The organism is Kocuria salsicia, assembly GCF_039532055.1.
GTDB lineage: Bacteria > Actinomycetota > Actinomycetes > Actinomycetales > Micrococcaceae > Kocuria > Kocuria salsicia.
Map to the genome: position 1 here is coordinate 96,886 of NZ_BAAARF010000008.1, position 24,391 is coordinate 121,276.

General features: G+C 70.7%; 22 protein-coding genes. 14 read left to right on the forward strand and 8 right to left on the reverse strand.

Going from position 1 to position 24,391, the window contains the following annotated elements; all coding sequences use genetic code 11:
* Positions 1-162: 162 nt before the first annotated feature.
* A complete protein-coding gene (locus tag ABD264_RS07585) occupies positions 163-993 on the reverse strand; it encodes an aldo/keto reductase (RefSeq protein WP_144941509.1) in 831 nt (276 codons plus the stop codon).
* 142 nt (positions 994-1,135) lie between these two features.
* Between ABD264_RS07585 and ABD264_RS07590 the strand changes: the two genes are divergently transcribed.
* The gene (locus ABD264_RS07590) at positions 1,136-1,522 is read left to right on the forward strand and encodes a hypothetical protein (RefSeq protein WP_144941507.1); all 387 of its coding nucleotides are present in this window, start codon (positions 1,136-1,138) and stop codon (positions 1,520-1,522) included.
* 76 nt (positions 1,523-1,598) lie between these two features.
* Here ABD264_RS07590 and ABD264_RS07595 read toward each other — a convergent pair whose 3' ends face one another.
* The gene (locus ABD264_RS07595) at positions 1,599-2,372 is read right to left on the reverse strand and encodes a hypothetical protein (protein ID WP_344205280.1); all 774 of its coding nucleotides are present in this window, start codon (positions 2,370-2,372) and stop codon (positions 1,599-1,601) included.
* Between the two features lie 44 nt (positions 2,373-2,416).
* Here ABD264_RS07595 and ABD264_RS07600 point away from each other — a divergent pair, with 44 nt between their 5' ends.
* The 10 genes from ABD264_RS07600 to ABD264_RS07645 all read left to right on the forward strand — a co-directional run bounded on the left by ABD264_RS07600 (position 2,417) and on the right by ABD264_RS07645 (position 13,995).
* Complete coding sequence (locus ABD264_RS07600) at positions 2,417-3,685, forward strand: MFS transporter (RefSeq protein WP_344205282.1); 1,269 nt, start codon at positions 2,417-2,419, stop codon at positions 3,683-3,685.
* A 78-nt stretch (positions 3,686-3,763) separates the two neighbouring features.
* On the forward strand, positions 3,764-4,249 hold the full coding sequence (locus ABD264_RS07605) for a MarR family winged helix-turn-helix transcriptional regulator (protein WP_144941502.1): 486 nt from the start codon (positions 3,764-3,766) through the stop codon (positions 4,247-4,249).
* A 59-nt stretch (positions 4,250-4,308) separates the two neighbouring features.
* The gene (locus ABD264_RS07610; protein ID WP_414672754.1) at positions 4,309-6,330 is read left to right on the forward strand and encodes an ABC transporter ATP-binding protein; all 2,022 of its coding nucleotides are present in this window, start codon (positions 4,309-4,311) and stop codon (positions 6,328-6,330) included.
* Positions 6,327-6,968, forward strand: coding sequence for a DUF421 domain-containing protein (locus tag ABD264_RS07615; protein WP_126874192.1), 642 nt, complete (start codon positions 6,327-6,329; stop codon positions 6,966-6,968). Before ABD264_RS07610 ends, ABD264_RS07615 begins: the two co-directional genes overlap by 4 nt.
* A 50-nt stretch (positions 6,969-7,018) precedes the next feature.
* Positions 7,019-8,203: an ABC transporter ATP-binding protein gene (locus ABD264_RS07620; protein ID WP_344205286.1), complete on the forward strand. Its 1,185-nt coding sequence runs from the start codon at positions 7,019-7,021 to the stop codon at positions 8,201-8,203.
* On the forward strand, positions 8,200-8,958 hold the full coding sequence (locus ABD264_RS07625) for an ABC transporter permease (protein ID WP_344205288.1): 759 nt from the start codon (positions 8,200-8,202) through the stop codon (positions 8,956-8,958). The genes ABD264_RS07620 and ABD264_RS07625 overlap by 4 nt, the downstream gene beginning before the upstream one ends.
* A complete protein-coding gene (locus ABD264_RS07630; protein WP_144941496.1) occupies positions 8,955-9,632 on the forward strand; it encodes an ABC transporter permease in 678 nt (225 codons plus the stop codon). Before ABD264_RS07625 ends, ABD264_RS07630 begins: the two co-directional genes overlap by 4 nt.
* Positions 9,629-10,591, forward strand: a complete 963-nt coding sequence (locus ABD264_RS07635; protein WP_055083281.1) for an ABC transporter substrate-binding protein — start codon at positions 9,629-9,631, stop codon at positions 10,589-10,591. Before ABD264_RS07630 ends, ABD264_RS07635 begins: the two co-directional genes overlap by 4 nt.
* Before the next feature lie 399 nt (positions 10,592-10,990).
* Complete coding sequence (locus ABD264_RS07640) at positions 10,991-12,955, forward strand: alpha-amylase family protein (protein WP_344205291.1); 1,965 nt, start codon at positions 10,991-10,993, stop codon at positions 12,953-12,955.
* Positions 12,956-13,383: 428 nt separating this feature from the next.
* Entirely contained in the window at positions 13,384-13,995 is a 612-nt protein-coding gene (locus ABD264_RS07645; RefSeq protein ID WP_055083285.1) for an SRPBCC family protein, read from the forward strand.
* 18 nt (positions 13,996-14,013) lie between these two features.
* Here ABD264_RS07645 and ABD264_RS07650 read toward each other — a convergent pair whose 3' ends face one another.
* The gene (locus ABD264_RS07650; RefSeq protein ID WP_260983291.1) at positions 14,014-14,577 is read right to left on the reverse strand and encodes a GNAT family N-acetyltransferase; all 564 of its coding nucleotides are present in this window, start codon (positions 14,575-14,577) and stop codon (positions 14,014-14,016) included.
* A gap of 118 nt (positions 14,578-14,695) precedes the next feature.
* Between ABD264_RS07650 and ABD264_RS07655 the strand changes: the two genes are divergently transcribed.
* Together ABD264_RS07655 and ABD264_RS07660 are read left to right on the forward strand one after the other, a co-directional pair.
* Positions 14,696-15,316: a superoxide dismutase gene (locus ABD264_RS07655; protein ID WP_144941490.1), complete on the forward strand. Its 621-nt coding sequence runs from the start codon at positions 14,696-14,698 to the stop codon at positions 15,314-15,316.
* 226 nt (positions 15,317-15,542) lie between these two features.
* Positions 15,543-16,520, forward strand: a complete 978-nt coding sequence (locus tag ABD264_RS07660) for a 2-hydroxyacid dehydrogenase (RefSeq protein ID WP_344205294.1) — start codon at positions 15,543-15,545, stop codon at positions 16,518-16,520.
* A gap of 46 nt (positions 16,521-16,566) precedes the next feature.
* On the opposite strand, the gene ABD264_RS07665 is transcribed toward ABD264_RS07660, so the two are convergent.
* Genes ABD264_RS07665 through ABD264_RS07685 form a run of 5 tightly spaced genes read right to left on the reverse strand, consistent with a single transcriptional unit; the run spans position 16,567 to position 22,472 of the window.
* Positions 16,567-17,736, reverse strand: a complete 1,170-nt coding sequence (locus ABD264_RS07665; protein WP_344205296.1) for a cysteine desulfurase family protein — start codon at positions 17,734-17,736, stop codon at positions 16,567-16,569.
* Positions 17,737-17,770: 34 nt separating this feature from the next.
* On the reverse strand, positions 17,771-18,670 hold the full coding sequence (gene nadC, locus ABD264_RS07670) for a carboxylating nicotinate-nucleotide diphosphorylase (RefSeq protein ID WP_344205298.1): 900 nt from the start codon (positions 18,668-18,670) through the stop codon (positions 17,771-17,773).
* Entirely contained in the window at positions 18,648-20,453 is a 1,806-nt protein-coding gene (gene nadB / locus ABD264_RS07675; protein ID WP_344205299.1) for an L-aspartate oxidase, read from the reverse strand. The genes nadC and nadB overlap by 23 nt, the downstream gene beginning before the upstream one ends.
* A complete protein-coding gene (gene nadA / locus ABD264_RS07680; RefSeq protein WP_344205300.1) occupies positions 20,446-21,777 on the reverse strand; it encodes a quinolinate synthase NadA in 1,332 nt (443 codons plus the stop codon). Before nadA ends, nadB begins: the two co-directional genes overlap by 8 nt.
* Complete coding sequence (locus ABD264_RS07685) at positions 21,774-22,472, reverse strand: NUDIX hydrolase (protein ID WP_144941482.1); 699 nt, start codon at positions 22,470-22,472, stop codon at positions 21,774-21,776. The genes nadA and ABD264_RS07685 overlap by 4 nt, the downstream gene beginning before the upstream one ends.
* A gap of 307 nt (positions 22,473-22,779) precedes the next feature.
* Here ABD264_RS07685 and ABD264_RS07690 point away from each other — a divergent pair, with 307 nt between their 5' ends.
* Positions 22,780-24,342: an AbgT family transporter gene (locus ABD264_RS07690; protein WP_344205301.1), complete on the forward strand. Its 1,563-nt coding sequence runs from the start codon at positions 22,780-22,782 to the stop codon at positions 24,340-24,342.
* Positions 24,343-24,391: the final 49 nt, after the last annotated feature.

Genomic DNA, 24,391 nt, shown 5'->3' on the forward strand with positions numbered 1-24,391 from the left:
GCACCACGGGAACGGCCCCGGGGTCCTCCTGTGAGGGTCCCGGGGCCATCGCTCCGCGCCGAACGGCGTGGTCGGCGCGTCAGGTGCGAGCGCCGGACGGGGGTGCCGACGGCGCCGCGTCACCTCGGGTGGGCGGCGGCTGGGCCGTGGGTGGTCACCCGGTCAGTCGTTGAAGTCGGCCGGGTCCGAGCCCAGTCGACCGTCCTCGCGAGTGAGACCGTTGATCTCCTCGATCTCCTCCGCTGTGAGGGTGACCTGCTGGGCGTCCCAGTTCTGCTGGATGCGCTCCGGGGTCACGGACTTGGGGAAGACCACGTTGCCGATGGCAAGGTGCCACGCGATGATGACCTGCGCGGGGGTGGCCCTGTGCGCCTCGGCGATCCGGCCGATGGTCTCGTCCTGCAGCTCCTCCTTGCCCTGTCCCAGCGGGGACCACGCCTCTGTGAGAATGCCGTTGCGGGCATCCATCTCACGCATGTGCTGCTGGTTGAAGGAGGGGTGCAGCTCGATCTGGTGCACGGCGGGGACCACCCCGGTGTCCACGACGTCCTGCAGGGCCTTCGGCGTGAAGTTGGAGACGCCGATGGAGCGTGCCTTGCCGGAGTCCTTGATCTCCTGGAACGCCTTCCAGGTCTCCAGGTACTTGCCCTTCTCCGGCTGCGACCAGTGGATGAGGTAGAGGTCCACGTAGTCCAGGCCGAGGCGTTCGAGGGACGCGTCGATGGCATGGAGGGCGGAGTCGTGGCCCTGGTTGTCGTTCCACAGCTTGGTGGTCACGAAGAGCTGCTCGCGGGGGATGCCGCTCTTGGCGATCGCGCGACCCACGCCCTCCTCGTTGCCGTAGATCTCGGCGGTGTCGATGTGGCGGAAGCCCACCTGCAGGGCCTTGGCCACCACGTCCTCCGCGACATCGGACTCCACCTGCCACACGCCGAAGCCGAGCTGCGGGATGGAGTGGCCGTCGTTGAGCTGAAGTGTCTGGTTCTTGGACATCCTGGTGGATCCTTTCTGTGACAACTACTCCCAGTGAACTGCTGTGCCGCGGATCTGACAAGCCGTTAAGTTCTCGGTGAAGTCCCTGGCCGGGGCCGGATCCAGCGCGGGGCGCCGGGGGAAACATGATCAAATAGGGGACATGAAGTTCAACTTCCGACGTGCCAAGACCCCCGCTTATCTCACGTCCCTCGTGCTCATCGTGCTCGGCCTGGTGTTCGCCGTGGCCTCGGTGGCCGCGCTCGCCTGGCTCCTCACCATCCTGGGCGTCGCGCTCAACGTGATGGCCGTGAGCATCACGGCGATCAACGAGGCCCCCTCCCGTGCCCGGGGCACCGGGACGCGCGTGGTCGAGGAGCCGGAGGCGGACACCGAGCAGCACGACGTCGTTCCCGCCGCCGGTTCTCGCCGGGTGGGCTCCTCCCCGCTGCGTCCCGCGGAGGGACGTCGTTCGGAGGAACGCGGTTCCGGGGCGCGGAAGCCCGTGGGAGACCGGGCGCGTTCGCCCCGCGAGTCCTCCATCGGCTGAGCAGCAACCACCGGACGACGACGCCGACGCGTGCCGAGAGCTCCGCTGCGGGGCCTCGTAGGGAATAAGGGGCTGGTCAGTTCATGGCCGCCGCGCGGTAGATCTGCTGGACCCGCTGCTCGTCCAGCCGGGTCTCGATGCTCACGGTGTGCTCCGGATCCGAGCGCAGGTAGCGCACCGGCCCGTGCGATCCCACGGTGAGCTTCTCGGCGTCAGCCAGTGCGTAGACCGCGTCCAGCACGGCGGTGAACGCCGGGCCCTGCGTGGGGTTCACGCGCAGGGTGAGGTGGGCGGTCACGGTGTCCGAGACGCCGTTCTCGTCGAAGGGGGACTCCACGTCCAGCTCGCGCACGATGCCCACACCGTGGCCGACGACGCCCGGCAGTCGTACGGACAGGTGGCGCTGGGCCCTGGCGAAACTGCGCCGCAGCACGGACACCCAGGACAGCGCGGCCAGCACGAGCACCACCGCGATGAGGCCCAGCCACCACCCGTTGTGGGCGTCCGCGAAGCGCAGGGCGCTGAGCACCACCACGAGCGCGGAGATCAGGGGGATCACGAGCAGCAGGGAGGCCGTGAGCTTCTCGCGCAGGGTGGGCCGGCCCGCGGCGGTGCGCTCCCCGGTGCCCGCGGGGTCCCGGGCGGGAACGGCGGCGGCGTCACTAGCGCCGGCGGAGTCCTGCGGAGCCGAGGCGTCCTGGAAACCGGGCCCGGCCACCTCGGGGGAGCCGACCGCCCGCTCCTCCGCCGGGGCTGCGGCGGGCTTCCTGCCCAGCTGACGCTGCACCGCGGCGTCGAACCCGCGGTCGTCGGAGGTCACGGGCGCGGGCCAGATGTCGAGGGAGTCCATGGCCCCATTATGGTGGCAGGACGTCGTCGAAAGGTGGTTGACCGGTGACCGCTGTCCGTGCCAGCACGCCTCCCTCAACGGTCGGGAGGGGCCCCCGAGCCGGACTGCTGCTGCTGGGGGTGCTCCTGCTGGGCGCCAACCTCCGGGCGGGCATCACCGCGGTGGGGCCTGTGCTGCCGCAGATCGAGGAGCAGGTGGGGCTCAGCGCGTTCCAGGCGTCCCTGCTCGTGAGCCTGCCGCTCGTGGCGTTCGCCGCGGTTTCCCCTTTCGCACCTCGGCTCGCGGAGAGGTGCGGACTCGAACGCACCCTGGGCAGCGCGCTCGCCGTCCTGGCCGTGGGCATCGTGCTGCGCTCCATCTCCGGGCCCGGACTGATCTGGGTGGGGACACTGCTGCTCGGCGCCGCGATCGCCGTCCTCAACGTGCTCATCCCGTCCCTCATCAAGCGCGACTGGCCGCAGCGCATCGGCCCCATGACCGGTCTCTACCAGTCCGTCACGGCGCTGGCCGCAGCCCTCGCCTCCGGACTGGTGGTGCCCATCGCCGGCGTGGTGCCCTCCGGGTGGCGCTTCGCCCTGGGCATCTGGGCGGGCCTCGCGGTGATCGGCGTGGCCACCCTGCTCCCCTGGATCCTGGGCACCGCTTCCGTCCGTGCGGCGACCCCGACGGCGACCGCACACGCATCCGGTCCCGACGCCGCGGCGTCGCCCTCCGCACCCGTGGCCCGCCCCGAACGCGCCCGGCTGCCCCTGCGTTCACCGCTCGCGTGGCAGGTGAGCCTGTTCATGGGGCTGCAGTCCACCATCTACTACACGATGATCACGTGGCTGCCAGCCATCCAGATTGCCAACGGGGCGAGTGCGGTGCAGGCCGGCTGGTTCCACTTCGCCTTCCAGGAGTGCGGGCTGGTGGGCACCTTGTTCTCCGCGTTCGTGATCCCCCGGCTGCGGGCCCAGTCAGGACTGGGGATCGTGCTCGCGGGCGCAGGGCTGGTGGGGGTGCTGGGAATGCTGCTCCTGCCCGGGCTGTCCCTGCTCTGGGCTCTGTGCGCGGGCTTCTGCACGGGCGGGGCGATCGTGCTGGCAATGGCCCTGTTCGGGCTGCGCACCGTCGACTACCACCAGGCGGCGGGACTGTCCTCCATGGCACAGAGCCTGGGCTACGTGCTCGCGGCGCTCGGTCCGGTGGTGATCGGTCTGGTCAAGGACGCGACCGGCTCGTGGACTCTGCCGCTGCTGCTGCTCGCGGGGATCGCGGTGGCGCAGGGGGTCTTCGTGGCGCTCGCCGGACGGCCGCGCACCATCGGCGGCTGAGGCGCGGCGCTCGGGGCGGTGTTCGCCCAGGGGCGGAAACATTTGCCGCGTAAATATATGCTCACTACACTGTTGGGCATGAGTGAGACGAACTGGCTGTCATCCGAGGAGCGGGAGGCCTGGCTCGCGCTCGTGTCCATCATGTTCAGGCTGCCGGGCGCCGTCGAGGGGCAGCTGCGCTCCGAGGAAGACATGTCCCTGGCGGAATACCTTGTGCTGGCCATGTTGAGCGAGGCTCCGGACCACCGGCACAAGATGTCCGCCCTGGCCACCGCCACCAACACCTCGCAGTCGCGGCTCTCGCGCATCGTCGCGCGAATGGAGAAGGACGGACTGGTCACTCGTGAGGGCCGCCAGGACGACCGCCGCGTGGTGATCGCGGAGATCACCCCCGCCGGGCTGCGGCGCGTGGAGGAGGCCGCACCGGCCCACGTTCGCCACGTCCGTGAGATCGTCTTCGACCGCCTCAGCGACGAGCAAGTGGGCCAGCTGCGGGAGATCGGCAGGGCGCTGAACTGCGGCTCCAGTGCCAAGGCCGCCCTGGGGGTGGACTACCCCGTCTGACGCACCGACCCCGGTGTCCGCCCCTGTGAGGGTCTGACGCCGGGTCTACAGTGACGGGCGTGAGTATGCAGAGCGCCCACATGGCCATGTGGCGGACTATGAAGGGCCAGGAGAACAAGGGGCGGAAGATCAGCCGGGACACCGTCCGGCGGATCGTGGACTTCGGCCGGCCGCACGGCAGGGCGATCCTCGCGTTCGTCCTGGTCTCCGTGGTCCTCGCCGTGCTGGGCGTGATCACCCCGGTGCTGGCCGGGCGCGTGGTCAACGCGATCACCGGCGGGCACGACGTCGCGGTGGTGGTCTGGCTCGCCGTCGCCATCGCGGCGGTGGCCGTGGTGGACGCGGGGCTCTCCCTGCTGAGCCGCTGGCAGTCCTCGCGGATCGGCGAGGGGCTGATCTACGACCTGCGCACGGCGGTCTACGACCACGTCCAGACCATGCCCCTGGCGTTCTTCACGCGCACCCGCACGGGCGCCCTGGTCTCGCGCCTGAACACGGACGTGATCGGTGCGCAGCGGGCCTTCGCGGGAACGCTCTCCGGGGTGGTCTCCAACCTGGTCTCCCTGCTGCTGACCGTGGGCGTGATGGCCACCATCTCGTGGCAGGTCACGGCACTGTCCCTGCTGCTGCTCCCCATCTTCCTGATCCCGGCGCGCGCCATGGGCGGCAGGCTGGCCGCACTGCAGCACCGCTCCGCGCAGTACAACGCGCAGATGTCCACGCGCATGACGGAGCGCTTCTCCGCCGGCGGCGCCACCCTGGTCAAGCTCTACGGGGACCCGGTCCAGGAGTCCCGGGAGTTCGCCGCCCGGGCGGCGGACGTCCGCGGCGTCGGCATCCGCGCCACGATGCTCCAGACCACGTTCGTCACGGCCCTGACCCTGGTCTCCGCGCTGGCCCTCGCCCTGGTCTACGGGGTGGGCGGCACACAGGCGCTGCTCGGCCACCTGGACGCCGGGTCCGTGGTGGCACTGGGCATGCTCCTCACACGGCTCTACACGCCCCTGACCATGCTCGCCAACGCCCACATGGACATCATGAGCGCGGTGGTGAGCTTCGAGCGCGTCTTCGAGGTGCTGGACATCAAGCCCCTGATCCTCGAGAGCCCCACCGCCCGGGCCCTGCCGGAGGGGCCGGTGGCCGTGGAGTTCGAGCACGTGGACTTCGCCTACCCCTCGGCGGAGCAGGTCTCCCTCGCGTCCCTGGAGGACGTGGCGGTGCTGGACTCCCGGGGCGGGGAACAGGTGCTGCACGACGTCGACTTCCGGGCCGAGCCCGGACACACGGTGGCGCTGGTGGGCTCCTCCGGTGCGGGCAAGTCCACGATCGCGCAGCTCGTGGCGCGGCTGTACGACGTCGACTCCGGCGCCGTGCGCATCGGCGGCCAGGACGTGCGCGAGACCACGTTCGAGTCCCTGCGCCACACGGTGGGCATGGTCATGCAGGACGGTCACCTCTTCCACGACACCATCCGCGCGAACCTGGGCGTGGCGCGGGAGGGCGTCACGGACGCCGAGCTGTGGGACGCCCTGGAGCGCTCCCGCCTGCGGCACGTGATCGAGTCCCTGCCGGACGGGCTGGACACCGTGGTGGGCGAGCGCGGCTACCGGCTCTCGGGTGGTGAGCGGCAACGCCTGACCATCGCCCGGCTGCTGATCGCCCACCCGCGCGTGGTGATCCTGGACGAGGCCACCTCCGCCCTCGACTCCACCAACGAGGCGCACGTGCAGGCCGCCCTGGACGAGGCCATGAACGGGCGCACCGCCGTGGTGATCGCCCACCGCCTGTCCACCATCCGCCGGGCGGACCAGATCCTGGTGATCGAGGCCGGGCGGATCGTGGAGCGCGGAACCCATGCGGAGCTGCTGGCTCGCGGCGGGCGGTACGCGGAGCTGCACGAGACGCAGTTCGCTCCCCACGAGACGCCATCGGTGACGACGCCGTCGGCCGGGTCCTGCGACGCGTGCGGGCATCTCGATGCCCGGGGTGAGCGGGAGGACGGAGGCGATCCCACGGGGTGGGGGCCGGAGCGGACGGAAGCGGGGCGGGCCGCCGACCGCGGAGCGGAAGGTCACGCGTGAGCGGGTGGGAGGAGCTGTGGTCCGAGCTGGGCATCAGCGCGCCGCACGCCCTGGCCGTGGTGCTCTCCGCGGTGGGCATCTACCTGGTCTTCCTGGTCTTCGTGCGGCTGCTCGGCCAGCGGGTGCTCTCGGCCATGTCCACGTTCGACGTGGTGATCACGGTGATGCTGGGCGCCGTGGCGGGGCGCGTGATTCTGGGCCACCCGCCCACGTTCGCGAGCGGCGTCGTGGGCCTGAGCACCCTGTTCCTGCTGGAGGTGGTCTTCGGAAGCCTGGGGGCCCGGGACCGCTGGCGGAGAGTGCTCAACGCGCCAGCGCGCGTGCTCATGGCCGGTGACAGGGTGGATCCGAAGGCCCTGCGGCGGGCCCACATCACCCGCTCGGAGCTCAACGGCGCCCTGCGCAGGGCGGGGGTGCGCTCAGTGTCCGAGGTCGCGTGCGTGGTGCACGAGTCCGGCGGCGGGCTGAGCGTGCTGCGGCGGGGCGTCCCCATCGACCCTGAGCTGCTGTGGGACGTGGCGGGGGCGGAGGACATCCCGGCGGAGTTCCTGGCGGCACCGGAGGCAGCCGAGCGGGATCCGCACGGTGCGTCCCCGGACGAGGGCCCGTCACGCGACGAAAGAAAGCGCGCTCACTGATAGTTGCGGACGGCTAGAATATTCCCACGCCAACGAAGGGACTCGGACGCATGACCGACATGGCCATCCTGTACCGCGGAGTCAGCAAGGTCTACCCGGACGGCACCACGGCCGTGGACCACCTGGACCTGGACATCCCGGCGGGCTCCCTCACGGTCTTCGTGGGCCCCTCCGGTTGCGGCAAGACCACCTCCCTGCGCATGCTCAACCGCATGGTGGAACCCACGTCCGGCACGGTGGAGATCAACGGTCAGGACGTCTCGAGCATCCCCGCCGCCAAGCTGCGGCGCTCCATGGGCTACGTGATGCAGCAGTCCGGTCTGCTGCCGCACCGGACGGTCGAGGACAACATCGCCACCGTGCCGCGCCTGAACGGTGTTTCCAAGCGCACCGCCCGCGCGGACGCCCGCCAGCTGCTCGCCTCCGTGGGCCTGGACGAGTCCCTCGCCACCCGCTACCCGGCCCAGCTCTCCGGCGGTCAGCAGCAACGCGTGGGCGTGGCCCGGGCGCTCGCCGCAGACCCCCCGATCCTCCTCATGGACGAGCCGTTCTCGGCCGTGGACCCGGTGGTGCGCCAGGACCTGCAGCGGGAGCTGCTGGACCTGCAGAAGCGGCTGCACCGCACCATCGTCTTCGTCACCCACGACATCGACGAGGCCGTCCTGCTGGGCAACCGCGTGGCGGTCTTCGCGCGCGGCGGTCGACTGGCCCAGTACACGACCCCGGAGGAGCTGCTGCGCGCCCCGGCGGACGACTTCGTGGCGGACTTCATCGGCCGTGACCGCGGCTTCCGCTCCCTGGGCTTCGACAGCGCCACCGTGGCCCTGCAGCCCGTGGCGGCGATCGTCTCCGGCACGGGAGAACGCACCCTGCTGGGGCCAGGCATGTGCGACGACGGCGCGGCGGCCGGTCGGGCGGCCCCCTGGCAGTCCGCCGCCGCCCCGGAACCGGACTGGCTGCTGGTGGTGGACGAGCGCCGTCATCCCCTGGGCTGGTTGCCGGTCTCAGCCTCTGGAGAGCCCGCTCCCAGCGACCAGCTGCGCGTGGGTGGCACGCTGTGGCACGACGGCGGGTCACTGCGCACCGCGCTCGACGCCGCTCTCTCCTCGCCCTCAGGGCAGGCTGTGGCCGTCAACGGGGACGGTTCCGTGGCCGGAGTGGTGCCCGGTGGGGACATCATGCGCGCCATCGAGGCGCAGCGCTCGGCGCGCTACGACCGCCCGGAGCACTCGTGAACTGGCTGACGAACAACTGGCATACAGTCCTGACCCTCTCCGGGGCGCACCTCGTGCAGTCCGTGCTGCCCGTGGTGCTGGGACTGCTGATCAGCGTGCCCCTGGCGCGGCTGGCGGCGGGCAGTCGCTGGCTGCGCCCGCTGCTCGTCACGGGCTCCTCGTTGCTCTACACGATTCCCTCGCTCACTCTCTTCGTGGTGTTGCCGCTACTGCTGGGGACCAGGATGACCTCGGTGGTCAACGTGATCGTGGCGCTGACCCTGTACGTGGTCGCCATCCTCGTGCGCTCGTGCGTGGACGCCTTCGAGTCCCTGGACCGGGACGTCCTGCAGGCCGCCACGGCCCTGGGATACCGGCCCGTGCGGCGCTTCTTCGGGGTGGAGCTGCCCCTGGCGGTGCCCGTGATGGTCGCCGGCCTGCGGGTGGCCACCGTCTCGAACATCTCCATGGTCTCGGTGGGCGCGGTGATCGGCATCCAGTCGCTGGGCACCCTGTTCACGGACGGGCTGCGCCGCTCGATCGTCGCCGAGATCCTCGTGGGCATCGTGGCCACCGTGCTGATCGCCGTGGTGCTGGACCAGCTGCTGCGACTGCTGGGACAGGTGCTCACCCGCTGGCAGCGCCCGGGAACGGGCGCGCGGGAGGCCGGCGGGCGGCGTCGTCGTGACACCCGCGGCCCCGGCCGCACTGCGGGCGGCGCGCGTGATGCGACCGGAGCCCTGGCCGCCGTGGAGTCCGGGGGTGCCCGCGCATGAGTCTCGTTGCCGACGCCGCACAGTTCCTTACGGACCCCGCCAGCTGGAGTGGGCCCTCCGGCATCCCCCAGCGCCTGCTCGAGCACGTGGGCTACAGCGCGCTGACCATGGTGATCGCGCTGGCCGTGGCCGTGCCGCTGGGCCTGTGGGTGGGGCACACCCGCCGCGGGGGCGGCGTGGTCGTGGGTCTGGCAGGTGCCCTGCGCGCTCTGCCCACGCTGGGCCTGCTGACCCTGTTCACGCTGCTCATGGGCCTGGGGCTGCTGCCGCCGATCCTCGCGCTGGTGCTGCTGGCCGTGCCGCCCATCCTCTCGGGGACGTACTCGGGGATCGCGGCGGTCTCGCCAGCGCTCGTGGACGCGGCCCGGTCCATGGGGATGACGGAGCGCCAGGTCCTCACGCGCGTCGAGATTCCCGTGGCGCTGCCCGTAATCCTGGGCGGGATCCGCAACGCCGCGCTGCAGGTGCTGGCCACGGTGACCATCGTGGCGTACATCAACCTGGGCGGCCTCGGCCGCTACCTGATCGACGGGCTCGCGGTGCGCGACTACGCGCGCATGCTCGGGTCCGTGGTGCTCGTGGCCGTGCTCGCACTGGCCGCGGACGCAGTGCTCGCCCTCGTACAACGCCTGGTGACGTCACCGGGTCTCGCAACGGCAGGAGATCGACCATGACCACCCCCACCTCCACCCGCCACGCAACCTGGCGCCCCGCAGCATGGGTCGCCGTGGCCTCCACGGCACTGCTCGCCCTCACCGCGTGCGGCGGCTCGGACCCCCTGGGCGGGGGCGACGACGCCGCGAGCGGCTCCTCCGACACCGTCACCGTGGGTTCGGCCGACTTCCCGGAGTCTCAGATCGTGGCGGAGCTCTACGCCGGCGTGCTGCGGGACGCCGGGGTCTCCGTGGAGACCAAGCCGGGCATCGGGGCCCGCGAGGCCTACGTGGGAGCGGTCAAGGACGGCTCCGTGGACGTTGTCCCGGACTACTCCGGCAACCTGCTGCTCTTCGCGGACAAGAACGCCACGGCCGCCTCCGCCGAGGACATCGTGAAGGCGCTGCCGGCAGCGCTCGAGGACCAGAAGCTCTCCGTGCTGGACGCCTCGACGGCCGAGGACAAGGACGCCCTCGTGATCACGCAGGCCACCGCGGACAAGTACGGCCTGAAGAGCATCGAGGACCTCTCCTCGGTGTGCGGGGAGCTGGTCATGGCGGGGCCCCCGGAGTTCCAGGAGCGCGCCTACGGTACGAGCGGGCTCAAGAAGAAGTACGACTGCTCCTTCAAGTCCTTCCAGCCCATCAACGACGGCGGCGGGCCGCTCACCGTCCAGGCACTGACCAAGGGCGACGCCCAGGTGGCGGACATCTTCACCACCACCCCGGCCATCAAGGACCAGAAGCTCGTGGTGCTGGAGGACCCCAAGGACAACTTCATTGCCCAGCAGGTGCTACCGCTCACCGCCCCGGACCGGCTGCCGCAGAAGGCGGTGGACGCGCTCAACGAGTTCTCGTCCAAGCTGACCACGGAGGACCTCATCGACCTCAACCGCAAGGTCAGCGGGGACGAGCAGCAGAACCCCGCGGACGCCGCCAAGCAGTGGCTGGGCGACCACGGGTACGACAAGGCCTCCTGACCCGTCCTCCCTTCTCGCGCCGTTCACGTACCACCGGGTACGTGGACGGCGCGGACCTGGTGGGAGGAGTTCTGCACAGGGTTGTCCACATACGGTGAGGATTTTCCCCACCGGCCTCTGACCTGCGGTGACACTGGTGTTTCCCCCGGTGGGGGCACCGGGGACACGCCGTGGTTTCCACACCTGTGGATAACTCTGTGCACAACCTGTGGGGTTAACGCCCGGTGCCGCCCGGGTCATCTGGCGGTCACCTCCAGGTCACCGCACTGCGCGTGTCTATGCTTGACGGGATCGTCCGCCGCCGCGCGGTGGCGGTCGGACAGAGCCCGGCATCAAGGGGGATCCCGGGCACCATGACTCCCCACGGTCGTGATGCGTGCCAACCGAGGAGGCCTCCACATGCAGCATGAGAACTCGATCCCCCAGGGCCTCGACGGTCAGGAGCAGGTGCTCCAGTTCGTCAGGGAGCACCTTCTGCGGGACACCCGGGTGGACCCCGAGGACCGCGCCGTGTTCACGGGCCGCCTCACCACCCACGTGCACCGCTTGGTCACTTCCCTCTACGCCGTCTACGGCTCGGGGCCGGGGTTCTGGGACACCGTGGCCCAGGCAGTGCTGACCGCGTGGGAGGCGTTCGTGGCCCGCCCTCGGGACCTCAAGGATCTCGACCGGCGCCGCGAGGACGCCCAGCCGTGGTTCACCTCCCGGGACGCCGTGGGCGGGGTCTGCTACGTGGACCGCTTCGGCGGGGACCTTGCCGGGCTGCGGGAGCGGATCCCGTACTTCAGGGAGCTCGGGCTCACCTACCTGCACCTGATGCCCCTCTACGAGGCCCCGGAAGGCAACTCGGACGGCGGGTACGCGGTCTCCTCCTACCGGCACGTGGACCCCGCACTGGGGACCATGGCGGAGCTCGCAGAGTTCGCCGCCCTGCTGCGGGCGCAGGGGATCGCGCTGGTGCTGGACTTCGTCTTCAACCACACGTCCAACGAGCACGCATGGGCCCGGGCTGCCGCCGCGGGGGACCCGTTCTACGAGCGCTTCTACTGGATCTACCCGGACCGCACCATGCCGGACGAGTTCGAGATCACCGCGCGCGAGATCTTCCCGGACGACCACCCGGGGGTGTTCACCCGTGTGGACAGTACCGAGGTGGGTCGCACGCTGAGCCCGCTGCACCCGGATCCCCGCTGGGTGTGGACCACGTTCCACCGTTTCCAGTGGGACCTGAACTACTCCAACCCCCACGTCTTCCACGCGATGGCCGCGGAGATGCTCTTCCTGGCCAACCACGGCGCCCAGGTGCTGCGCCTGGATGCCGTCGCCTTCATCTGGAAGCATCTGGGCACCTCCTGCGAGTCGCAGCCCCAGGTGCACGACCTGCTGCGCGCGTTCAACGTCGTCATGGCACTGGCCGCGCCCGCGGTGGAGTTCAAGTCCGAGGCCATCGTGCACCCGGACGAGGTCATCCGCTACATCCAGCCGGACCAGTGCGCCCTGTCCTACAACCCGCTGCAGATGGCGCTCACCTGGGATGCCCTGGCCACGCGGGACGTGCGGATGCTCTCAGCAGCGCTCGCGGAGCGCCACGCCACTCCGGAGGGCACCGCCTGGGTGAACTACGTGCGCAGCCACGACGACATCGGCTGGACCTTCTCGGACGAGGACGCCGCGCGGCTGGGGATCGCCGGCCACGACCACCGCCGCTTCCTCAACGCCTTCTACACCGGCCGCCACCCGGGCAGCTTCGCCCACGGCGTCGCCTTCCAGGACAACCCCCGCACCGGCGACTGCCGCATCTGCGGGACCACGGCGTCCCTGCTGGGCCTGGAGACCGAGCCTGGCCCAGCGGTGGACCGGATTTTGCTGGCCTACTCCCTGGCCATGAGCACGGGTGGCCTGCCGCTGATCTACCTGGGGGACGAGGTGGGCCAGCTCAACGACGCCCACTGGCAGGAGAACCCGGACAATGCGCACGATGCCCGGTGGGTGCACCGACCCCTGTACTCGGAGGCGGACTACGAGCGCCGTCACGACCTCTTCTCCGTCCAGGGGCGGATCTTCGGCGGGATCCGGGGGATGATCACGGTCCGTCGCAGCACCCCGGAGTTCGACGGCACCACCCTGATCCCGTTCGACACGCACAACGACCACGTGCTGGGCTACCAGCGCCCCGGTGGGCACAGCGTGGTGCTGTGCCTGGCCAACGTGAGCGACTGGTCCCAGTTCGTCACGGGCGAGACGCTGAGCGGGTTCCTGCCCACGGCCACGTCCCTGGGCGACGACGAACGGGTGGACCTGCGCGCCGGGATCCTCCTGGAGGCCCATGGCTTCCGGTGGCTGCGAGTGCTCCCCGCGGTCTAGGAACCGGTCCGGAAACGCCCCTCCACCCCTGTCCCCCCAAAAGGGGGTAGGTCTCCGCAGATGGGTGGACAACGCCGGTTATCCACATGATTTGTCCACAGCGTGGATAAGTCACACGAGTGGGATTCGATCCGCTGTCCATACGTTTATCTGGTATCTCCCCTGGTGAGAGCGGGGTGCATCCCTGGGATGCGGCAGGGTGGCTCAGGACGTCGAAAACCTGTTCGAAAAACCCACAGCTTTTTCCACCCCTGTGGACAACTTTTATCCACCCCTGTGCACGCGTCATATGACCCCGCAGAGGGTGACGTGTCCACAAGTTTGCATCAGACTGGAAGTGCCTGGTCATCCAGGCGCACTGTCACAAGCGTGTGTCGCTGCTCGGTGGGACGAGCGGCGTGGGGAGGCGCACGCACCAAGGGGGAAACATGTCTGCACACATCACGCGCCTGGAGAAGGACGCGCACGGATTCACCATGCTGGCCGAGCAGGACGTCCCCGTGGAGGGCGACGTCGTGGACGAGGCACTCAGCCGGCCAGCCGCACTGGGCAGGTGGTTCGATGTCCACTACGAGTGGCCAACGAGCATCGACGAGCCCCTGAACGTGGGGGCGGCACTGGAGTTCACCGCGGCCGTCGGGCCGCTGCGCTACGAGTTCATCATGATCGTGGCGGACCGCGTACCCGGGGAGTCGCTCATGCTGCGCACCACCAAGGGTCCGACCGACGCCACCGTGGAGATCACGTGGACAGAGGCCGACGGCGGTGTCCACGTGATCTTCGAGGGTGACTTCCGGCTGCGGGGTTCCCTGTGGTGGAAGTCGCCGTGGTCCCAGATGCTGGCCAGGCGCGCCGTGACCCGTGGTCTGGAGCGGATGCGGAAGGACCTGCTCTCGCATGCGCAGACACCCACGCCCGCCCTCCTCGGAAGGGCCGGCGGTGCTGCGGCCACGCCGCCGGCGGCGCAGGGCGGGTGCGTGGGGCGTGGCCGCGCGGCGCACAGGAAGCCGAGCGGGCGTCGTCGGGCGCAGAGCGTCTGAGGACACGAGCCGAGAGGCTCAGGGCAGCGGGCGTTCCATGCGCTGGACCGTGACCCAGAAGTCCGGGCCGGGCACGTGGAACGTGGCGGTGCCGCGCGGGGTGTACCCGAGGCCGGAGTAGAAGCGCTTGAGCGCGGGGTTGTTGTCGTCGCAGTCCAGGCGCGAGATGCGCCGGCCCGACGCCGCGATCACGGTCTCAGCCGCATGCAGCAGGCGTGTGCCCGTGCCGGTGCCGGTGAGGCTGCGGTCCACCGCCACGCCGTGGATGTACCCGGCGGGTTCGGGCTGCTCGCCCCAGATCTCCAGGTCCTCCCAGATCACGCGCACGCTGCCGAGCACCTCGCCGGGACGACTCTCGGGCTCCACCACCCACCACTGTCCCGCGGCGATCTCCTGTTCAACCTGCGCGGGGGTGAACTCGCCCTCCCGCCACTGGTCGATGCCGCGGGTCTGCATCCACCGGGCCAGCTCGTCCCTCAGCGCCACGATTCCCGGGGCGTGTGCGGGGGTGGCGGGAAGAACGTCTGTCACGGAGGAGACAGAGGGAACGGGTGTGGCGGACGTGCTGTGCGTGCGGGACATGACCCCAGCGTAGGGCGGTCCGTCACGGACGTACGCTGGTGGCTGAACGTCCTTGACCCCTCTCCGGTGCCGGACGGACAGTTGAGGCATCACGAATCCCCAGAAAGGATGATTTACCGTGGCTGAAAAGTTCACTCTCCCCGATCTTCCGTACGACTATGCAGCGCTCGAGCCGCACATCTCGGCGCAGATCATGCAGCTGCACCACGACAAGCACCACAACACGTACGTGACCGGTGCGAACACCGCGCTCGAGAAGATGGAGGAGGCCCGCGCCAACGGTGACGCCGCCGGTGCGGCGAAGCTCTCCAAGGACCTCCAGTTCAACCTGGGTGGCCACGTCAACCACTCCATCTTCTGGAAGAACATGTCCCCGGACGGCGGCGACAAGCCCACCGGCGAGCTCGCCGCGGCGATCGACGAGTTCTTCGGCTCGTTCGACAACTTCCGTGACCAGTTCACGGCCGTTGCCACCACCATTCAGGGTTCCGGCTGGGCCATCCTGGCCTACGAGCCGATCGCCGGGAACCTCGTCATCGAGCAGATGTACGACCAGCAGAACGGTGTCCCCGTGGCCACCATCCCGCTGCTGCAGCTCGACATGTGGGAGCACGCCTTCTACCTCGACTACCAGAACGTGAAGGCGGACTACGTCAAGGCGTTCTGGAACATCGTGAACTGGGCGGATGTCGCCGAGCGCTTCGGGAAGGCTCGCGCCGGGGGCAAGTCCATCATCTGATCCACCCGTGACGCGCTGCTCCGCGGCGCCCACGTCCCGCGAAACCCCGCTCGGCCCGCGCCGCGCGGGGTTTCGTGCTTCACAGTCACCCACGATAACAACAACGACAACGACGCCGCCGCCGTGCCCGCCTGTGTGCCGCGCCGTCCCTTTGCGGTTGGTTGCCTGCCGAGCCCCCTGCTGCCGCGCGGTGTCGCCCGCGCCCCACGCCCCGAGGAGTTGGTCCATGAGCACGCCCCGTTTTCTGGTGACCCAGGAGATCCCCGAGCCCGGTCCGAGCATCCTGCGCGAGGCCGGTGAGGTGGACGTGCGGCAGGGCATGAGCGCCCAAGAACTGGCAGCGGCGGTCACGAGCGGGGACTACGACGTCGTGCTGGCGCAGGTCTCCGACCGCTTCGACGCCCAGCTGCTCGCCGATGCCCGGATCAGGGGGATCGCCAACTACGCGGTGGGCTACAACAACGTGGACGTGCCCGCCGCAGCCGAGCACGGAATCGCGGTGGGCAACACCCCGGACGTGCTCAACGACGCCACCGCGAACGTGGCCATGCTGCTGCTCCTGGGCGCTGCCCGGCGGGCGCACGAGGGGTCCGCGTACCTGCGGGAGGGGCGATTCACGGGTCTGCAACCGAACCTGCTCGTGGGCCAGGACGTCACGGGCGCCACCCTCGGAATCGCCGGGATGGGGCGGATCGGCAAGGCTGTGGCCCACAGGGCGCTCGGCTTTGGGATGCGCGTGGTGTTCACGCAGCGCCCGCCGCACGACCGCGAGGTCCCCCGGGATGAGCTCGGGGACCTGGCCGGAAGGGTGACCCAGGTGCCGTGGGACGAGCTCGTGGAGACGAGCGACTTCCTGTCCCTGCACGTGCCGCTCACCGAGGAGACCACCCACCTGGTGGATGCGGAGGTGCTGCGCCGCATGAAGTCCACGGCGGTGCTCGTGAACACGGCCCGCGGGCCCGTGGTGGACGAGAAGGCCCTGGCTCACGCCCTGCGCGAGGACGAGATCTTCGCGGCCGGCCTGGACGTCTTCGAGAACGAGCCCGCCGTGGAGCCCGAGCTGCTCGAGCTGCCCAACGCGTTTCTGCTACCGCACGTGGGCTCGGCGGAGGCCGGCACCCGCGCCGGGATGGCGCGGATGGCCGCGGAGAACGCCGTCGCCATGGCCCGCGGAGAGAAGCCGCCGTACCCGGTGGAGGCGTAGGGGCGGGAGAACCGCGAGACCGACGACGTCGTCCTCGGCCTGTCGTTCAGACGCCGTCCAGCAGTGCGCCAACCACCTCTGCGGTCGCGAGCACGGCAGTGCCCACGGACTGCTCCGTCGTGTCCCTGCCCAGGCTGAAGCGCACCGCCGTGCCTGCGACCTCTGGGGAGAGTCCGAGGGCCGTGAGCACGTGGGACGGCTCCGTGGAGCCCGCCGAGCACGCGGAGCCGGAGGAGACCAGCACCCCCCGATTCTCCAGGTCCACGAGCACCGTCTCCCCGTTGACCCCGGGGAAGCAGAAGCTGGCGTTCGTGGCCAGCCTGTTCCCACCGCCTCTCGGATCCGGGCCCGTGAGCAGGGCACCCGGAACGCGGCCGCGGATGCCCTCGATGAGCCTGTCCCGGAGGTCGACGGCGCGGCGCACGTAGTCCTCGCGCTCCGCCTCAGCGCGTTCCAGGGCCACGGCCAGGCCCACCGCGCCGGCCACGGTGGATGTTCCCGAACGGCGGCCGCGCTCGTGCCCCCCTCCGCTGAACTGAGGGCGCAGCGGCGTGCCGCGACGGAGCCACAGCAGCCCGATGCCGGGCGGCGTCCCGATCTTGTGCCCCGCGAGACTCAGCGCGCTCACCCCGAGGGCCCGCACGTCCAGGGGCAGCGTCCCCGCAGCCTGGACCGCGTCGGTGTGGAGGGGGACGTTGTACTCCGCGGCCATCTCCGCCAGGGTGGCCACGTCCTGTACCGATCCGACCTCGTTGTTCGCGAGCATCACGGAGGCCACGGCGACGTCGTCGTCACCGCTGAGGGCCGCCCGGAGGGCGTCCGGGGTGACTGTGCCGCTCGGATCCACCGGGACCTGCTGCGCGGTGAAGCCGTCGTAGCGGGCGAGGTCCGCGGCGGAGTCCAGCACGGCGTGGTGCTCGATGGCGCTCGTGACCACCCGGGTCCGCGATGCGCGGCGCTCGCGGCGGGCCAGGGCGATCCCCTTGACCGCGAGGTTGTCCGCCTCCGTGCCGCCTGACGTGAAGACGACCTCCCCGGGGCGGGCACGCAGCACGGCGGCCACGCGCTCGCGGGCGTCCTCCAGGGCCGCAGCGGCGCGGCGCCCGCGTTCATGGTGGCTGGACGCGTTGCCGAACTCGGAGGTCAGCCACGGCCACATGGCCTCGATGACCTCCCGCCGGGGAGCGGCGGTGGCCGCGTGGTCCAGGTAGATCATGGGGTGCCTTTCATAGCGGAACGGGAGGGCGGGATCAGCCGGTGGCGATGTCCAGTCCCAGGTCCAGCGCGCGTACCGAGTGGGTGAGGGCGCCCAAGGAGATCACGTCCACGCCGGTGGCTGCCACCTCCCCTATGGTCTCCAGGGTGATGCCGCCGGAGGCTTCCACGGCGGCGCGGCCGTCGATCATGGCCACACCGCTGACAAGGTCCGCGCGGGAGAAGTTGTCCAGCATGACTACGTCCGCACCCCCGGTGAGGACGTCCTCGATCTGGTCCAGGCGGTCCACCTCCACCTCCATGCATGCCGTGTGGGGCATCTTCCGGCGGAGCTCCCGCAGGGCGTGGGGCAGGGAGACCCCGCTGGCCGTGAGGACGGCCAGGTGGTTGTCCTTGAGCATCACGGCGTCCGAGAGCCCGAAGCGGTGGTTGTGGCCGCCGCCGCAGGTCACGGCGTGCTTCTCGAGAGCTCGCAGCCCCGGGGTGGTCTTGCGGGTGTCGCACACGCGGGTCCGGGTGATGGTCCCGGCGGGGAGCTTGTTGGCCCGTTCGACCTCGGCGACCGACTTCTCCACCTCCGCGACGTAGCGCGCGGTGGTCGTCGCGATCCCGGACATGCGCTGCACCAGGTTCAGCACGGTGCGCTCGGCGCTCAGCAGGGGCCGGGCGGGTCCGGAGACCGTGGCCACCACCGTCCCGGGTTCGACGGCGTCCCCATCCGCCACGTGCAGCTGGACCGTGAGCCCGGGATCGGCGACGGCGAAGCCCGTGCGGATCACCTCCTCCCCGGCGAACACGCCGCTCTCGCGGGAGGTCATGGTGGCGGTGGCGTGCGCTTCCGCGGGAAGGGCGAGGTCCGAGGTGAGGTCACCCCACGGGGCATCCTCCGCCAGTCCGGCGCGGATCACGGCCTCAACGGCTGAGCGGTGCAGCATGCGCTGTCCTTTCGTGGTGGTCCTCGAGTGCCGATGCGGGTGCGGCTCCGGGCGTTGCGTCGTGTGCTTCCGCGCGATCCGCCCGATGGTGCGCGCCGCAGGACTCGGTGCGCAGCCGTGAGGCACGAACCACTTCTCGGGCCACGGCCAACAGGTTGCGGTCCTCGTACTCGGCCAGTGTGGCCGGGCGTTCGTCGCGGGGGCGAGCGGCGGCGCCGGAATCCTTCGCCCCTACCGTTGCCTCAGCCTCAGCCTCAGCCTCTGCCGCTCCCGTTGCGGCCGTTGACGACGGCGCCGCGAGCCACTGCTCCAGCAGTCGCTGGGTTCTTGCCAGCTCGGCCCCGGTGCGGACCACTCCCGCTCCGAGCCACAGGGTGGCCTGCAGGGCGGCACGACTGAAGGGAATGCCGAGCGTCCCGTGCATTCCGTGGGGGACATGCGCGGGGTCGGTGTCGTGCAGGGCCGAGGCCGTGCTGACCTCGACCGGCCACAAGGGGACGGGGTCCTGTGCGACGAGACGTCCAACGCGCTGGCCGAACACCACCGCCTCCAGCAGGGAGTTGGAAGCCAGCCGGTTGGCGCCGTGCAGCCCCGTGGCGGCGCACTCTCCGGCCGCCCACAGTCCAGGGACGCTCGTGCGCCCAGAGGCGTCCGTGGCGATTCCGCCCATGAGGTAGTGGGCCGCAGGGCCCACGGGCACGAGCTCGCGGGACCACTCGATCCCGTGCTCCCGCAGGGCGGCGTCGATGGTGGGGAAACGCCGGGCCAGGAAACTGGCCCGGTCCTCGCCGTCCGGCACGGGGATCTCAGAGCAGTCGAGGAAGACCCCGGCCCCGGGTTCGGCGGAGCGCTCGGCGGCGATGGCGCGGGCCACGACGTCGCGGGGAGCAAGCTCGGCGCGCGGGTCCGCGCGGAGCATGAAGCGCTCACCCCGGTGGTTGCGCAGCACGGCACCCTCGCCCCGCACGGCCTCGGAGATCAGGAAGGATCCCGGGGCGGTCAGCGCGGTGGGGTGGAACTGGACGAACTCCATCCCCCGCACCTCCGCTCCGGCCCGCAGGCCGAGGGCGATGCCGTCCCCGGTGGCCACCGCGGGATTCGTGGTGAACGGGTACAGTTGGCCCACGCCACCGGTGGCGAGCACCACGTGGTCGGCGGGGAGGTCAGAGGGTTCCCCGAGGAGACCGTTGGCATCGACGGGCCGCACCGTGACGCCGGTGATCCGACCGTCCCGCAGCCGCAGGTCGGTGGCCAGTATGTATTCCAACAGGGTGATGCTTTTTCGGGCGGCGGACTCCGTGACCCGCGCGGTCAGCGCCGCCTGGATCGCGTGGCCGGTGGCATCACCTCCCGCGTGCAGGATGCGGGGAACGCTGTGGGCGCCCTCCAGGCCCTGCACCCAGTCCGAAGCGGGCCCGGCCACCCGGTCGAAGCGGACCCCTGCGCCGGTGAGCGCGGTGACGGCCTCGGGGGAGTCCGCGACGACGCCGTGCACCACCTCCACGTCGCAGCACCCCGCCCCCGCGGCGAGGGTGTCGTGGACGTGCAGCTCAGCAGTGTCCCGCGGCTGGCCGCCGGGCAGGTCCCGGGTCATCGCGGCGATCCCGCCCTGGGCGCGGTCCGTGGCGGTGTGGGCGGCCGCGGACTTCGTGATCACGGTGACCCGGGCGCCGTCCGCCGCCGCACGCAGCGCGGCGGTGAGCCCCGCGGCACCGGAACCCACGATGAGGACGCGCGGTGCGGCGTCGTCGTGCCCGGGGATGGGCGGCGGCGCGTCACGCACGCGGCACCGCGGTGAGCATCCGTTCGAGGGCCACGGAGGCGTCCTCGGCCACGTCGGACGGCACGCTCACCCGGTTCACCACGCGACCCTCGACCAGCTCCTCCAGGACCCACGCGAGATAGCCCGGGTGGATCCGGTACATCGTGGAGCACGGGCAGATCACGGGGTCCAGGCAGAAGATGGTGTGCTCGGGGTACTCGGCGGCCAGCCGGTTGACCATGTTGATCTCGGTGCCGATCGCGAAGGTCTGCCCGGGCTCCGCTGCGGCCACGGCCTTGCGGATGTGGTCCGTGGACCCGGCAGAGTCCGCCGCGTCCACCACCTCCATGGGGCACTCCGGGTGAACGACGACGGTGCAGCCGGGGTGCTCGGCGCGCGCCTGGTCGATCTGCGCCACGGTGAAGCGGCGGTGCACGGAGCAGAAGCCGTGCCACAGGATCACGCGCGCATCCCGCAGCAGCTCGGGGGAGTTGCCGCCCAGGGGCCTGCGGGGGTTCCACAGGGGCATCTGCGTGAGCGGCACGCCCATGGCCTTGGCGGTGTTGCGCCCCAGGTGCTGGTCCGGGAAGAAGAGCACGCGCTGCCCGCGCGCGAAGGCCCACTCCAGGACCGTGGCGGCGTTCGAGGACGTGCACACGATCCCGCCGTTGCGTCCGCAGAACGCCTTCAGTGCCGCCGAGGAGTTCATGTAGGTCACGGGAACGACGGATGCGAGGGGCTCGCCGCGCTCGTCCGTGAGCACGGTGCCGTCCTCGGCCGTGGCATGCGGACCGAGGGCATCCACAAGGTCCGCCCAGCACTCCTCGACCGAGTCCTCGTCCGCCATGTCCGCCATGGAGCAGCCGGCGGCGGGGTTGGGCAGGATCACGGCCTGATCGGCGGTGGAGAGGATGTCCGCGGTCTCCGCCATGAAGTGCACGCCGCAGAACACGATGGCTTCCGCCTCCGGATGGGCCTTCGCCTGCTGCGCGAGCTGGAACGAGTCCCCGATGAAGTCCGCGTGCGCCACGATCTCGTCCCGCTGGTAGAAGTGGCCCATCACCACCGCGCGCTCGCCGAGGCTCTGCTTCGCCGCGCGGATCATGGCGTCCAGCTGCTCGGGGGTGGCATCCCGATAGCGCTGTGGGATGGTGGGCTGCGCGGGGGATCCGGCCGGCACGGTGTCATCCTGGGAGGCGCCGGGGCCGTAGCCCTGCGCGAGCGGGGCGGGGAAGTCCCACGGCTGCTCGGCCAGCGCCGAGCTGCACGAGGAACCTTGCGGTGATGACGTCGCGGCGTCCGGTCGGGAGGCCAGCAGGGTCAGGCGGGTGGCGACGGAGGTCATGGTGTCTCCTCGGTGGAGCGGGATCGGAAGAACTCGGGTGCGTCTTCGGTGGTGAAGTGGTACAGGGCCGGCGGGCGGTGCGGGGTGCCGGCCACGCGCTGGCCGGTGTCCTCCAGGCGTCCCGAGCGCAGCACGTGGCGGCGGAAGTTCGGGGGGTCCACCTTGTGGCCGAGGATCGCCTCGTGGACCTCCCGCAGCTGGGCGACGGTGAACGCGGCGGGCAGGAAGGAGCGGGCGACGGTGGGGTCCGCGATCCGGTCCCGCAGGCGCGCCAGGGCGTGGGAGACGATCAGCGAGTGGTCGAAGGCCAGCGGCGGGAGGTCGGTGGCCGGCAGCCAGGTGACGTTGAGGTCGCCGTCACCGGACGCGGCGTCGTGCGTGGGCAGGGCGGCCCAGTAGACCACGGTGACCACGCGCTCGTCGGCACCCTCGGAACGGGTGAGGCCCCCGAAGGTGGCGATCTGCTCGAGGTGCGCGGCGGTGAGTCCCGTGGTCAGGTGCAGGTAGCTCGCGGCCGCCGTCTCGAGGTCCTGGTCCTGGCCCAGTGGACCACCCGGCAGCGCCCACATCTGGCGGTAGGGCTCGCGGACCCGGCGCACCAGCGGCAACCACAACTCGTGGCTGCCGTCCGGGCCGGTGGGGCGCACCGTGAAGATCACCGTGGACACAGCGATGCTCGTGCACGCAGTGCCCATGGCCGCCGCCCATCGCCGAGGAGTCCGGGGGGATCCCCCGTAAGTGTCATGGAGACTCTAACACGTTAGTGTCAGAATGACACTAAGTGGCGGGGCGCCGTCACCCCCCGGAACCCGGTCCGCGGGAAACCTGCCCCGTGCGGACCCGGCCCCTCGCAGGCTGGACCGAACGCGCGGCCCCGCGACACGACGTCGTGCCCCCGAACCGCGCGCCACAATCGTCGCCCGCCCGTGTCCTCACCACTGCCGGCTCGCAGGTTGCGTACCTTGGGCTGAACCCTGCTCCGCCGGCAGAACGGAACACGCCATGTCCTCGAACGCGCCCAGCGCCCGCCCGCACGGCACCGAGAAGAGGGGAACCGGCGCCCTGCTCCGGGTCCTGAACTGGATCGAGTGGGTGGGCAACAAGCTTCCCGACCCGTTCTGGCTGTTCCTGCTGCTCGCCGGGATCGTGATCCTGCTCAGCTGGATCCTCTCCGCGGTGGGGCTCAGCGCCGTGAACCCGGCCACCGGGGAGACCGTTGCGGTCACCAGCCTTCTGGCCCCGGACGGTCTGCGCAAGATCGTGGCCGAGGCCGTGACCAACTTCGTGGAGTTCCCGCCGCTCGGGCTGGTGGTCGTGATCCTGCTCGGCGTGGCCGTGGCCGAGCAGTCCGGGATGCTCTCGGCGGCGCTGCGCGGCTCCGTGGCGCGGGTGGGGCCCAAGTGGCTCACCTTCGTGCTGGCACTGACCGGCATCACCGGCTCCATCGCCTCGGACGCCATGTACGTGGTGCTGATCCCCCTGGGCGCGCTCGCGTTCAAGGCCGCGGGGCGCTCGCCTGTGGTGGGGCTCATCGTGGCGTTCTGCTCCGTGGCGGCCGGGTTCAACGCGTCCCTGCTGCCCACGGCGTCGGACGCGCTGCTCGGCGGCATCACCACGGCGGCGGCCGGTCTGATCGACAAGAGCGTGATCGTCACCCCGGTGTCCAACTACTTCTTCACGTTCGTCTCCTCGCTGGTACTTGCGGGCATCATCACCGTGGTCACGGAGACGGTGCTCGCCAAGCGCGGCGAGGCCATCGAGGAGGACACCGACACCAAGCAGCAGAACATGGGCGACTTCGAGGACATGCGCCTGAAGCCCCGCGAGAAGCGCGGCCTGCGCAACGCCGGGATCGCTTTCGCGCTCATGATGGTGGTCTACCTCCTGGCCCTGCTCATTCCCGGCTCTCCGCTGCGCGCGGAGGACGGCACCGTGCTGATGTCCCCGCTGCTGATCAACGTGGGCATCGTGATCGCGGTGATGTTCGCCGTCGTCGGCTGGGTCTACGGCCGCGCCGCCGGGACCATGACCCGCGCCCGTCAGGTGCCCGAGGCCATGGCCGAGGGCCTCACCAGCGTGACCCCGGTGCTCGTCCTGTTCTTCGCCGCCGCCCAGTTCACCGCGTACTTCCAGTGGTCCGGGATCGGCCCCGTGCTCGCCGTCTACGGCGCGGACTTCATCGGCTCCCTGGGACTGCCGCCGGTGGCGACCTTCACCGGGATCGTGCTGATCGTGGCAGTGATGAACCTGCTCATCACCTCCGGCTCCGCCCAGTGGACGCTGCTCGCGCCGGTGATGGTGCCCATGCTCATGCTGCTCAACGTGTCCCCGGAGATGACCCAGGCGCTGTTCCGCATCGGCGACTCGCCCACCAACGTGATCAGCCCCGTCAGCCCCTACTTCGCGCTCGTGCTCGGCTACCTGCGGCGCTACCAGAAGAACGCCGGGGTGGGCACGTTGATCTCGCTGGTGCTCCCGCTGTCCATCGCAATGCTCGTGGGCTGGTTCCTGCTCTTCATCGCCTGGTACCTCCTCGGCCTGCCGCTGGGTCCGCAGGACCTCTGAACGCGGCGGGGTTCGCCGGGGACGACGCCGCCGCGCTGCCGCCCTCGCC